An 11525-nucleotide genomic window follows, 5' to 3' on the forward strand; every position below is an offset into this window, starting at 1 on the left:
GCGGGCTCCGTCAGAAGCGTTCGGGGCGCAGGAGCGCGGCGAGAAGATAGATCAGCAGGCCCAGGGCGGTGAGCCCGGCAAGCAGCAGCGGCAGGTTCATGGCGGGTCTCTCAGGCTTTTTCGCAAAGGCGCGCGAAGGCCAGCGTCAGGAGGAAAAGGCCGGCGAGAATGGCCAGCCAGGCGATATCGTTCATCGGATCAGCTCCTCGGTGGGATGGAAAAGTCGCCGCGCGCGGAGAAATGGCCGGGCAGCTCGACCTCGCGCAGCAGCCCCGGCCCGGCCATGCCGAGCGCGAGGCCGCTCACGAGAAGCGCGACCATGCCAAGGCAGGCGAGGAGGTCTGCGGCGCAGGGTGGGTGAGGCGCCGGTGTCAGCGACAGCCGGTGCTCGAGCAGGGCCAGGCGCCAGAACGCCGCCAGCAGTCCCAGCGCCGCGATCCGGCTCAGGATCTCGGCCGGCCACCACCGCTGGCCGGCGCGCAGGCGCGCCAGGCGTTCTCTGGACCAGGGCTCTCCCGGCAATCGATGTGGCATGGCGCAAGGCCTCCCGTCAGTGGTGGACGGAAGGCGAAGTGGGCGCGAAGGGCGTTAAGGTTCCACGGGGAATTGTGCCCGCCGCATAAAGAAAGCATAAAGGTGATGGCGCCCTCGCGCGCGTGGGACTAGGCGCCGGCATCATGAGCGAGACTTCCGGGCACCATGCCCCCAATGAAAGCCTCACGGCGCTGTCGATCGGCGCGATCGGGGTCGTTTTCGGCGATATCGGCACCTCGCCGCTCTATGCCCTGAAGGAAAGCTTCATCGGCCATCACCCGCTGGTGGTGGACCGCCTGCACATGTTCGGCGTGATCTCTCTGATGTTCTGGACGATGATGCTGATCGTCACGATCAAGTACGTCTTCATCATCCTGCGCGCGGACAACAACGGCGAGGGCGGCAGCCTTGCGCTTCTGGCGCTGATCGGGCGCAAGATCGGCAAGAACCGCTGGAGCCCGCTGATCGCCATGCTCGGCGTTATCGCCACGGCCCTGTTCTACGGCGATGCGATCATCACGCCCGCCGTTTCGGTGCTGTCGGCGGTGGAGGGGCTGACGGTGGTGAACCGGGAATTTTCCGCGTTCGTCGTGCCGATCGCGGTGGTGATCCTGATCGGGCTGTTCTCGGTCCAGTCCCACGGCACCGCCGCCATGGGCAAGCTGTTCGGGCCGATCATGATCGTCTATTTCCTCGTGCTGGCGGCGCTGGGCATCGCCTCGATCGCGCGGGCGCCCGAGGTCGTGTCGGCCTTGAGCCCGCACCATGCGGTGGAGTTCTTCATGGTGAACCCCAAGCTCGCCTTCCTCGCGCTTGGATCGGTGGTGCTGGCGGTGACGGGGGCCGAGGCGCTCTATGCGGACATGGGGCATTTCGGGCGCAAGGCGATCTCGATCTCCTGGCTCTATGTCGCCTTTCCCTGCCTCCTGCTCAATTACCTGGGACAGGCCTCGCTGGTCCTGCGCAATCCCGAGGCGATCAGCAATCCGTTCTTCTTCATGGCGCCGGACTGGGCGCGGCTGCCGCTCGTCGCGCTAGCGACGATGGCAACGATCATCGCCAGCCAGGCCGTGATCTCGGGCGCCTTCTCGGTTTCGCAGCAGGCGGTGCAGCTCGGTTTCCTGCCGCGTCTGAAGATCCTGCACACCAGCGCCAAGGCAGTGGGCCAGATCTACGTGCCGCTGGTGAACTGGGCGCTGCTGGTGATGGTGATCCTGCTGGTCCTGGGCTTCCGCAGTTCCGGCAACCTGGCGGCGGCTTACGGGATCGCGGTGACCGGGACGATGCTTATCACCGCCTGCCTGCTGGGCGTGCTGACCTTCACCGTGTGGAAATGGCACCCGCTGGTGGCCGGCGGGGTGACGCTGGGCTTCCTCTTCATCGACGGGCTCTACTTCGCTTCCAACGTCACCAAGATACCCGATGGCGGCTGGTTCCCGCTGCTGGTCGCGGCGGTGGTCTTCACCCTGCTGACCACCTGGGCGACCGGCCGCCGCCTCGTGCGCGAGAGGCTGCACGAGGATTCGATTCCGATCGAGGTCTTCCTGAAGTCGGTGGGCGAGCGGGTCAGGCGCGTGGCGGGCACTTCGGTGTTTCTTGCTTCCTCTGTCGAGGGGGTGCCGCCGGGCCTGCTGCACAATCTCAAGCACAACCATATCCTGCATGACCGCGTGGTGATCCTCACCGTCGCCAATCGCGGGGTGCCGCACGTCGGCGCCGAGGATCGCTGCGATGTCGAGGATCTCGGGCAGGGATTCTACCGGATGGTCCTGCGCTACGGGTTCATGGACGAGGCCGACATTCCCGCCGCGCTCGCCGCCGAGCACCGCGCGGGCGGCCCGTTCAAGCCGATGGAAACCAGCTATTTCCTTTCGCGCCAGACGCTTATTCCGTCGAGCCGGCCCGGCATGGCGCTGTGGCGGGAAAAGCTCTTCGCCTCGATGGTCCGCAATGCGCAGAGCGCGATGGAGTTCTTCAAGCTGCCGACCAACCGCGTGATCGAACTGGGCAGCCAGCTTGAAATCTGACGGCACAAGCCATTGTGCTGTTGAGAATTAGTCGCAACTGCGATAGCACGGGCCCATGGTGATCCGTGCCGAATAGCTCTTCCACCCTGTCCCCCGCGCCTAAAACGGCCGATCCGGCTGCCGCGGCGCCCGCTGCTTCGGGCCAGTCCGCTTCCGGCCAGTCCGCTTCGGTCCAGTCCCCGCAGCCGGTGCGGGCGCCGTCCGACGAGATCCTGCGGCGGGGCCGTCCGGCGCGGCTGGCGTGGATGGCGCTGGGGCTGCTGCTGGTGGGGATCGGGGTGATCGGCATCTTCGTGCCGCTGCTGCCGACCACCGACTTCATGATCCTGGCGCTGCCCTGCTTCGCGCGGTCCTCGCCCCGGCTGGAGGCGTGGCTGCTCAATCATCCCCGGTTCGGACCGGGCCTGCGGGCATGGCGGGCGGAGCGGGCGATCCCGCGCCCGGCCAAGATCGCCTCCCTTGCCGGGATGACCATCGGCTTCGTCTCGTTCTGCCTGATCGCGCGCCCCGGGCCGCTGCCGGCGCTGGGCGTGGCGGCGGTGCTGCTGGGCTGCGCGACCTGGGTGATCCGGCGCCGCGAACCGCGCGGCGAGAGCTGAGGCCGGACCTTAACCGTCAGATCGGCCAGCCCTCGCGGCGATAGGCCGAATCCCAGAACATCCATTCGAAGCGGGTGGCATTGCGGAATGCGGTGGCCATGGCGGCGCGGGTGGCGGGGGCGGCGTTGGCGGCGGCTTCGTCCACCAGGGCGCGCACGCGCGCGGTCGCCTCGCCGAACGAAGGGGCTGCGTAAGTGTCGATCCATGCCGCATAGGGATTGGGCGAGGCAGCGCGCGGCTTGATGTCGCAGCCGACTTCCCAGTAGACCCAGAAGCAGGGCAGGATGCCCGCGATCAGTTCCTCGTAACTGCGCGTGGCGGCAAGGGTGGCGAGATAGCCGGTGTAGCCGAGGCAGGCCGGAGTCGCTTCGCTGTCCTGTGCCATCCGTGCCGTTACGCCGAACCGGGCGAAGAACGCCTGGTGCAGCGCTTCCTCGACCTGCACCGCCACTTTGGCACCGTCCGAGAATTCCAGCCGGCCCGCCGCCGTGGGCGCGCGGGCGGCCGCGATGGCCAGCACGCGGGCATATTCGGCAAGGTAGAGGCTGTCCTGCACGATGTAGTGGCGGAAGCTCTCCCCCTCCAGCGTGCCGCCCGCCAGTTCGGCAAGGAACGGATGCGCGAGGATCGACCGGCGCAGCGGGGCGACCTCGTCCCAGATGGCGTCGCAGAAGCTCATGGCGTTTCGTCCTTGAAGATGGCGCCCGGCGTGAGAGCGAAAGTCATCGAGCCGCAGCAGTGCATGTCCCTATTCCTCCGCCGGTATGAGCCGGATCAGGTTCGCGGGTTTGCGGACTGGGAACGGCCCCGATCCGCCTCTCAGCCCTGACAGCGCCAGGACACCCCGTGGGTTGAAGATGTCACGGCGACCTAGGAAAAGGCGCGAGCCGCGTCAACGGCCGGTGGACGGCGATTGACGCGGCACCGGCTCTCGGCGATGTGCGGGGAAACACGGGCACGGGTTCGATCAAATTGGGGAATCGATGAGAATCGTCATCATCGACGACAGCGGGCTGCGCGCGACGGTTCTCGAGGAGGGCCTGCGCGATGCGGGCTATGACGACATTCACATCGTTCCGCCGCGCGGCGCCTTTGTGGCCCGGCTTGAGCGGATGGCGCCCGATGTCGTCCTGATGGACCTCGGCAGCCCCAGCCGCGACACGCTGGAGGAGATGCTCACCGTCAGCCGCGCGCTCGCCCGGCCGATCGCCATGTTCGTGGATCAGTCGGACGAGGCGATGATCGGTGCGGCCATCGATGCCGGGGTTTCGGCCTATGTCGTCGACGGGCTCCGCAAGGAACGGGTCAAGCCCGTGCTCGAACTGGCGGTGCGGCGCTTCAATGCCTTCGCACGGATACAGGCGGAACTGGACGAGGCGCGCACAGCCTTGTCCGACCGCAAGGTGATCGACCGGGCGAAGTCGATCCTGATGGCGCAGCGCAGCCTCTCCGAACAGGAAGCCTATGCGCTGCTGCGCTCGGGTGCGATGAACCAAGGCAAGAAGATCGTGGACGTGGCGCAGGCGCTCATCACCGCCAGCGACCTGCTGGGAGGCGGAATATGACGACGGACCTGCGCATCGCCTTCCTGCCGCTGAACGACGTGGCGGTGCTTGCCGCCGCGCGGGAACGGGGGTTTGCCGAGGAGGAAGGGCTCGCGCTGGACCTGCTGCGCACGACGAGCTGGGCAACCTTGCGGGACCGGCTGGTCTATGGGCAGGTGCAGGCCGCGCACATGCTGGCGCCGCTCGCCGTCGCGGTGACGCTGGGGCTCAGCCAGCAGCCCGCCGCGCTTGCCGCGCCCTACAAGCTGGGCGTCAACGGCAATATGCTGGTCATGGCGAAGGATTTCGCCGCCGCGCTCTATCCCGATCCTGCCAGCCGCCTCGCCGATCCGCTGGGCACGGCGCACGATTTCGCCGGGGCCATCGGCCTCTGGCGCCGCAAGCCGGTGATCGGCGTGGTCCATCGCTTCTCCAGCCATGCGCTCATGCTGCGCTACTGGCTGGCGAGCGCGGGCGTCGATCCCGACCGGGACGTGGTGCTGCGGGTGCTGCCGCCCTCGCTGATGGTGGAGGCGCTGCTGGCGGCAGAGATCGACGGTTTCATCGCGGGCGAGCCCTGGGGCAGCGCCGCGATCGAGGCGGGGCTTGCCGAAACCGTGGCGGTGGGGGAGCGGATCTGGCGCCGCGGCGTGGAAAAGGTGCTCGCCTTCCGCCAGAACTGGCTGGAAGAGAACCCCGAAACCGTCGACCGGCTGCTGCGCGCGCTGGCGCGGGCCGCCGCGTGGTGCGATGCGCCGGAGAACCACGATGCGCTGGCGCACCTGTTGTCCTATCCCCGCTATCTCGACCAGCCGGCCGATCTCATCCAGCGCGCGCTGACCGGGCAGATCGTGGCGCGGGCGGGCGACGCGCCGATCTCCAATCCCGATTTCATGCTGTTCTCGCGCGAGGCGACGCCGTTTCCCTGGCGCAGTCAGGCGCTGTGGATCTATTCGCAACTCGCGCGCTGGGGCATGGTCGAACATACGCCCGAGAATGCGGCGAGGGCGGGGGCGGTATTCCGTCCGGACGTGTTCCGCCGCGCTCTGGCGGGCAGCGACATGCCGATGCCGGGCGCCAGCATGAAGCTGGAAGGCGCGGTGGCGGCGCCGCTCGCCGTGGGTTCGCGTCAGGGCGACCTGACGCTGGGGCCGGACAGCTTCTTCGACGGGCGCGTGTTCGATCCCGAACGGATCGAGGACTATCTTGCGGGCTTCGCCAAGCCGGATTGACCGGTTCGTTCCGGCAGCGGCGATTTCGGGTTTCCGGGAAATCCATCTGAATTGATGGACTTGCGCTTCTCCGGCGCCAGCCTTGCGCGCATTCATGCGGCGATGATCACGGGCGGCGAATATTGTGCCTTGCAACATGAAGCGAATCGCCTGATGATACAGGCCTCACGCGATGTAGCGTGACCATGTTCGGATGCGCTGCTCCAAGGGCGGGGCGCCATCCTCACCGATATTCGCAGCAAAGCCGCTGACCGGGCTCACCAGAGGGTGACGTCCGGCCTGCGGCTTTTTTCGTGTCCGTTTATGGGGGACCTACGATGGCAACCGCTTACTGGAAACGTGATGGAGAGGCCGAGACGGCCGGGAATGCGCCGGTCGACGCGCCGACGACCAGCTTCTGGAAGGCCGGTCATGCACCCACGCTGATCGCCGCCTTTCTCTATTTCGACCTCGCCTTCATGGTGTGGGTCCTGCTCGGGCCGCTGGCCCCGGAAATTTCGAAGACGCTGGGGCTGACCCCGGCGGAAAAGGGCCTGATGGTGGCCACCCCCACGCTCGCCGGGGCGCTGCTGCGGGTGGTCAACGGCCTGCTCGTGGACCGGATCGGACCCAAGCGTTCCGGCGCGATCAGCCAGATCATCGTCATCGCCGGGCTGTTTTCCGCATGGCTTGCAGGCGTGAACAGCTTTGCGGGAACGCTGGCGCTCGGCGTGATCCTCGGCTTTGCGGGCGCGAGTTTCGCGATCGCATTGCCGCTCGCCAGCCGCTGGTACCCGCCCGAGCACCAGGGCAAGGCCATGGGGCTGGCCGGCATGGGCAATTCCGGCACCGTGCTCGCTTCGCTTTTCGCGCCCATGCTGGCCAAGATGTTCGGCTGGAATGCTGTGCTCGGCCTTGCCTGTATCCCGCTGTCGCTGGTCTTCGTCGCCTACATGGTCATGGCGAAGGACGCCCCCGACGCACCGGCTCCGCGCAAGCTGATCGACTATTTTGAACCGCTGCGGCAGGCCGATGCATGGTGGCTGATGGGCTTCTATGCCGTGACGTTCGGCGGTTTCGTGGGCCTTGCCGCCTCGCTGCCGATCTACTTTACCGACCAGTTCGGCCTGACCCCGATCGTCGCGGGATACTGCACGGCGGGCTGCGTCTTTGCCGGGTCGCTGGTGCGGCCCATGGGCGGTGCGCTGGCTGACCGGATCGGCGGCGTGAAGGCGCTGATGGTGGTCTACCTCGTCGCCGCGCTGGCGCTTTCCGGGGTTGCCAATGCCACCAGCCTGCCGGGCGCGCTCGGCATGTTCGTGATGGCCATGCTGGCGCTGGGCACCGGCAACGGCGCGGTCTTCCAGCTGGTGCCGCAGCGTTTCCAGGCCGAGATCGGCGTAATGACGGGCCTTGTCGGCATGGCAGGCGGGATCGGCGGGTTCTATCTCGCCAGTTCGCTGGGCCTGGCCAAGCAGATGACCGGCAGTTTCGCGCCGGGCTTCCTGATCTTCGCGGGCCTTGCGCTGGCCGCGCTCGCCTCGGTGGCGCTGGTCAAGTCTCGCTGGCGCGCGACCTGGAAGACCGCCGCCCGCATATAATGGGAGTGCATCGCGGCGTTCGGACAGGCTGGTCTGGACGCCGCTGACCCTTGCCCCCCAGGAGATCAGTTCAATGCGATACTTGTTTGGAACGGTGGCCGCGCTGGCCGCTACCGGGTCCGCCCATGCCGAGGAAGTGGACCTGAAGCCCATCGTCGAGGCGCGGGCCCGTTATGAACATGTCGATCAGGACGACATCGATCCGGCCGCCGATGCCGTGATCCTGCGCGTTCGCGGCGGCGCCACGGCCACGACAGGGGCCTTCAGCGCCACGGTCGTCGGACAAGGCACGCTGGCGGTGGTGGACCACTACTACGATGGTCTGAACGGCGCCGCGATCCGTCCGCAGGTATCGGATCCGCAGAACATCGCGCTCTATGTCGCCCAGCTTCAGTACAAGGCGAAGGGCGTGACGCTGACCGCGGGCCGCCAGAAGATCGCGCTCGACGACGAGCGGTTCATCGGCAACGCCGGCTTTCGCGACAACGCGCAGACTTTCGATGCCGTGCGCGCCGAACTCACCCCGCTCAAGGGCCTGAAGCTCGATGTGTCCTACGCCTGGAGCGTGCGCACGATCTGGGGCATCGACGGACATGGCGCCCGCCAGCAGGCGGTGAGCGGGGACAATGTCTTCGCCAACCTGTCCTATGCGACGCCGGTCGGCACGTTCACCGGCTTTGCCTATCTGGTGGATCAGGACGAAGCGGCGGTGCAGGGGTTCCGCCTGTCCAGCCAGACCTATGGCGGGCGTTTCGTGGGCAGCCACGGCTTCGGCAAGGCGGCGAAACTGTCCTGGCAGGCAAGTTATGCCCGCCAGTACGACTGGCACAACAATCCCAACAGCTACCATGCCGACTACTGGCTGGCCGATGCGGTGCTGGACGTGAAGGGATGGAAGCTCAACGCCGGTTATGAAGTGCTGGGCGCTGCCGATGGTACCGCGCTGACCAGCTTCCAGGTCCCGCTCGGCACCAATTTCAAATTCCAGGGCTGGACGGACAAGTTCCTGACGACGCCCGCGAACGGCCTGCGCGATCTCTATTTCGGCGGCGGTTACGGCGTGAAGCAACTGGGGCCGCTCTCCGCCGTCGCCCTGCAGGGAACCTGGCACCGCTTCGACAGCGACCGCCTGGACCAGCACTACGGCAACGAAGTGGATATTATCGCGAGTGCGAAGGTCGCCAGGACGACGATCGCGCTGCGCTATGCGCATTACGACGCCCGCCAGATGGCGGTCGATACCGACAAGTACTGGATTCAGCTGGACTGGGCGATCTGATCGCCACCGTTTACGGAATCGCTTGAGCGTTCGGGCGATTCCGTTTATTGTGCAGTGCAAGGGACGTCGTTGTCCCAACCAAACATAGCCGATGCGATCCACTGAAGGGCCGCAGAAGCGCAAACGATGGCAAGGCCGCCATCCAGACTTTCGGTTTTCGAACCGAGGGTCCGGATGGCGGCCTTTTTCTTTTTCTCCTTCGAATTTCTGGAGACGCGGGCATGGAATTTCAGGACGGGATCGAAGCTTCTGCGGACTATGAGAGCACGTTGATCGTGCCCTCCGACGATGTGCGCGAACATCTGGTGGTGGTGGGCAACGGCATGGCCGGATGCCGCGCGGTGGAGGAACTGCTGGCGCGCGATGCCGGGCGCTACCGCGTCACCATCTTCGGCGCCGAACCGCATGTGAACTACAACCGCATCATGCTGTCGCCGGTGCTGGCGGGAGAGAAGACCTTCGACCAGATCGTCATCAATACCCGCGAATGGTATGACGGGAACGGCATCGAACTCGTCACGTCGGACCCGGTCACCGCGATCGACCGTGCGGGCAGGACCGTCACCTCGCGGTCGGGCTGCAAGGTCCATTACGACCGGCTGCTGATCGCCACCGGTTCCGATCCCTTCATCATCCCGGTTCCCGGCAAGGACCTGCCCGGCGTCATCTCCTTCCGCGACATGAACGACGTGGACCTGATGCTGGAAGCCGCGGGCAGGGGCGGCGATGCGGTGGTGATCGGCGGGGGGCTGCTCGGCCTCGAGGCCGCGCACGGCCTGACCCTGCGCGGGATGAAGGTCACCGTGATCCACCTGATGCCCACCCTGATGGAGCGCCAGCTGGACGAGGCGGCGGGCTGGCTGCTCAAGAGCGCGCTCGAAGCACGGGGCCAGACCATCCTGACGGGCGCCGATACCGCCGAAATCCTGGGCGACGGCAAAGTCGAGGGCGTGCGCCTGAAGGACGGCCGCGAAATCCCGGCCAGCCTCGTGGTCATGGCGGTGGGCATCCGTCCCTCCACCGCACTGGCGCGCGACGCCGGGCTGGATGTGGGGCGCGGCATCAGGGTCGACGATCACATGGTGACGAGCGACCCCGCCGTGCTCGCGGTGGGCGAATGCGTCGAGCATGATGGCAACGTCTACGGCCTTGTCGCGCCGCTCTGGGACATGTGCCGCAGTCTCGCCGATGGCCTGACCGACCGCCACAGCGGCTATCGCGGTTCGGTCACGTCGACCAAGCTCAAGGTCGCCGGGCTCGACGTGTTCTCGGCCGGTGACTTCTCGGGCGGGGAGGGCTGCGAGGATATCGTCCTGCGCGACGCCTCGCGCGGGATCTACAAGCGCGTCGTCGTGAAGGACGGCAAGGTCGTGGGCGCGGTGCTCTACGGCGATACGGCCGACGGCAACTGGTACTTCGACCTGTTGAAGAAGGGGGAGGACGTTTCGGAAATCCGCGACTTCCTGATCCTGGGGCAGGCCTTCGCCTCGGGCGGCACGGCGGACCCGCTGGCGGCGGTGGCGGCGCTTTCCGACGATGCCGAGGTCTGCGGCTGCAACGGCGTTTCCAAGGGGCAGGTCGTCGGCTCGATCGCCGGCGGCGCCTGCAGCCTCGACGCCGTGCGCGCCACCTGCAAGGCATCGGCAAGCTGCGGTTCCTGCACCGGTCTGGTCGAGAGCCTGCTGGCGCTGACGCTGGGCGAGGAGGTCAAGTCCGGCCCGAAGACGATGTGCAAGTGCACCAGCTTCACGCATGACGACGTGCGGCGCGAGATCGTGGCGCAGCACATGAAATCGATCCCCGAAGTGATGCAGAAGCTTCACTGGTCCACGCCCGACGGCTGCTCGTCCTGCCGGCCGGCGCTCAACTACTACCTGCTCTGCGCGCTCCCCGGCGAATACGAGGATGACCAGCAGAGCCGCTTCGTCAACGAACGCATGCACGCCAATATCCAGAAGGACGGCACTTATTCGGTGGTTCCCCGCATGTGGGGCGGCCTGACCAACCCCCGCGAACTGCGCGCGATCGCCGATGTGGTGGAGAAGTACGACGCGCCGATGGTGAAGGTCACCGGCGGGCAGCGGCTCGACATCTTCGGGATCAAGAAGGAAGACCTCCCCGCCGTCTGGGCCGATCTCAATGCCGCCGGGATGGTTTCCGGCCATGCCTACGGCAAGTCGCTGCGCACGGTGAAGACGTGCGTGGGCAGCGAATGGTGCCGCTTCGGCACGCAGGATTCCACCGGCCTTGGGGTGAAGACCGAGCGGATGACCTGGGGCTCGTGGATGCCGCACAAGTTCAAGATCGCGGTCTCCGGCTGCCCGCGCAACTGCGCCGAGGCGACGATCAAGGACTTCGGGATCGTCTGCGTGGATTCGGGCTATGAACTCCATGTCGGCGGCAACGGCGGCATTCATGTCCGCGCCACCGACTTCCTCTGCAAGGTCGCCACCGAGCAGGAGGCGCTCGATTACTGCGCCGCCTTCACCCAGCTCTACCGCGAGGAGGCGCGCTATCTCGAACGCACCGCGCCGTGGATCGAACGCGTCGGCGTCGAATATGTGAAGCAGCGCATCGTCGAGGACGACACCGGGCGCGAGGCCTTGCGCAGCCGCTTCCTCTATTCGCAGAGCTTCAGCCAGGAAGACCCCTGGGCCGAACGCGCGGCCGGTCACAAGGCCGAACTGCACCAGCACCTTGAACCCCTGGCCATTGCAGCGGAGTAATGCA

The 11525-nt window shown here is 66.6% G+C and carries 11 protein-coding genes and 1 riboswitch; of the genes, 8 read left to right on the top strand and 3 right to left on the bottom strand.

Features of this window, described 5'->3' with window-relative positions; translation table 11 throughout:
• Positions 1-10 precede the first annotated feature (10 nt).
• Together kdpF and ACXJ16_RS25790 are read right to left on the bottom strand one after the other, a co-directional pair.
• Positions 11-100 carry a K(+)-transporting ATPase subunit F gene (kdpF, locus tag ACXJ16_RS25785; RefSeq protein ID WP_054434947.1) on the bottom strand — a complete coding sequence of 30 codons (90 nt, stop codon included), beginning with the start codon at positions 98-100 and terminating at the stop codon, positions 11-13.
• 98 nt (positions 101-198) lie between these two features.
• Complete coding sequence (locus tag ACXJ16_RS25790) at positions 199-534, bottom strand: hypothetical protein (protein WP_132470279.1); 336 nt, start codon at positions 532-534, stop codon at positions 199-201.
• Between the two features lie 143 nt (positions 535-677).
• On the opposite strand from ACXJ16_RS25790, the gene ACXJ16_RS25795 reads away from it, so the two are divergent.
• On the top strand, positions 678-2561 hold the full coding sequence (locus ACXJ16_RS25795) for a potassium transporter Kup (protein ID WP_054436250.1): 1884 nt from the start codon (positions 678-680) through the stop codon (positions 2559-2561).
• A 245-nt stretch (positions 2562-2806) separates the two neighbouring features.
• A complete protein-coding gene (locus ACXJ16_RS25800; protein ID WP_054436300.1) occupies positions 2807-3160 on the top strand; it encodes a YbaN family protein in 354 nt (117 codons plus the stop codon).
• 16 nt (positions 3161-3176) lie between these two features.
• Here the strand turns inward: ACXJ16_RS25800 and tenA are convergent, their stop codons facing one another.
• On the bottom strand, positions 3177-3839 hold the full coding sequence (gene tenA, locus ACXJ16_RS25805) for a thiaminase II (protein WP_463922552.1): 663 nt from the start codon (positions 3837-3839) through the stop codon (positions 3177-3179).
• A 55-nt stretch (positions 3840-3894) separates the two neighbouring features.
• Positions 3895-4017, bottom strand: a riboswitch (TPP riboswitch).
• A gap of 126 nt (positions 4018-4143) precedes the next feature.
• Between tenA and ACXJ16_RS25810 the strand changes: the two genes are divergently transcribed.
• The 6 genes from ACXJ16_RS25810 (at position 4144) to nirB (ending at position 11521) form a co-directional block, all read left to right on the top strand.
• Complete coding sequence (locus ACXJ16_RS25810; protein WP_132469701.1) at positions 4144-4725, top strand: ANTAR domain-containing response regulator; 582 nt, start codon at positions 4144-4146, stop codon at positions 4723-4725.
• Complete coding sequence (locus ACXJ16_RS25815) at positions 4722-5936, top strand: ABC transporter substrate-binding protein (protein WP_463922553.1); 1215 nt, start codon at positions 4722-4724, stop codon at positions 5934-5936. Before ACXJ16_RS25810 ends, ACXJ16_RS25815 begins: the two co-directional genes overlap by 4 nt.
• Before the next feature lie 54 nt (positions 5937-5990).
• On the top strand, positions 5991-6119 hold the full coding sequence (locus tag ACXJ16_RS25820) for a hypothetical protein (protein WP_463922554.1): 129 nt from the start codon (positions 5991-5993) through the stop codon (positions 6117-6119).
• A 134-nt stretch (positions 6120-6253) separates the two neighbouring features.
• On the top strand, positions 6254-7516 hold the full coding sequence (locus ACXJ16_RS25825) for a nitrate/nitrite transporter (RefSeq protein WP_454798545.1): 1263 nt from the start codon (positions 6254-6256) through the stop codon (positions 7514-7516).
• Between the two features lie 73 nt (positions 7517-7589).
• Entirely contained in the window at positions 7590-8795 is a 1206-nt protein-coding gene (locus ACXJ16_RS25830; RefSeq protein ID WP_324699303.1) for an alginate export family protein, read from the top strand.
• Positions 8796-9016: 221 nt separating this feature from the next.
• Positions 9017-11521, top strand: coding sequence for a nitrite reductase large subunit NirB (nirB, locus tag ACXJ16_RS25835; RefSeq protein WP_463922556.1), 2505 nt, complete (start codon positions 9017-9019; stop codon positions 11519-11521).
• The last annotated feature ends 4 nt before the right edge of the window (positions 11522-11525 follow it).

Source organism: Novosphingobium sp. TK71, from assembly GCF_055361505.1.

Bases quoted from the DNA above. Each gene is read 5' to 3' on its own strand.
- kdpF (WP_054434947.1), bottom strand. From the start codon at position 100: ATGAACCTGCCGCTGCTGCTTGCCGGGCTCACCGCCCTGGGCCTGCTG.
- ACXJ16_RS25790 (WP_132470279.1), bottom strand. From the start codon at position 534: ATGCCACATCGATTGCCGGGAGAGCCCTGGTCCAGAGAACGCCTGGCG.
- ACXJ16_RS25795 (WP_054436250.1), top strand. From the start codon at position 678: ATGAGCGAGACTTCCGGGCACCATGCCCCCAATGAAAGCCTCACGGCG.
- ACXJ16_RS25800 (WP_054436300.1), top strand. From the start codon at position 2,807: ATGGCGCTGGGGCTGCTGCTGGTGGGGATCGGGGTGATCGGCATCTTC.
- tenA (WP_463922552.1), bottom strand. From the start codon at position 3,839: ATGAGCTTCTGCGACGCCATCTGGGACGAGGTCGCCCCGCTGCGCCGG.
- ACXJ16_RS25810 (WP_132469701.1), top strand. From the start codon at position 4,144: ATGAGAATCGTCATCATCGACGACAGCGGGCTGCGCGCGACGGTTCTC.
- ACXJ16_RS25815 (WP_463922553.1), top strand. From the start codon at position 4,722: ATGACGACGGACCTGCGCATCGCCTTCCTGCCGCTGAACGACGTGGCG.
- ACXJ16_RS25820 (WP_463922554.1), top strand. From the start codon at position 5,991: ATGGACTTGCGCTTCTCCGGCGCCAGCCTTGCGCGCATTCATGCGGCG.
- ACXJ16_RS25825 (WP_454798545.1), top strand. From the start codon at position 6,254: ATGGCAACCGCTTACTGGAAACGTGATGGAGAGGCCGAGACGGCCGGG.
- ACXJ16_RS25830 (WP_324699303.1), top strand. From the start codon at position 7,590: ATGCGATACTTGTTTGGAACGGTGGCCGCGCTGGCCGCTACCGGGTCC.
- nirB (WP_463922556.1), top strand. From the start codon at position 9,017: ATGGAATTTCAGGACGGGATCGAAGCTTCTGCGGACTATGAGAGCACG.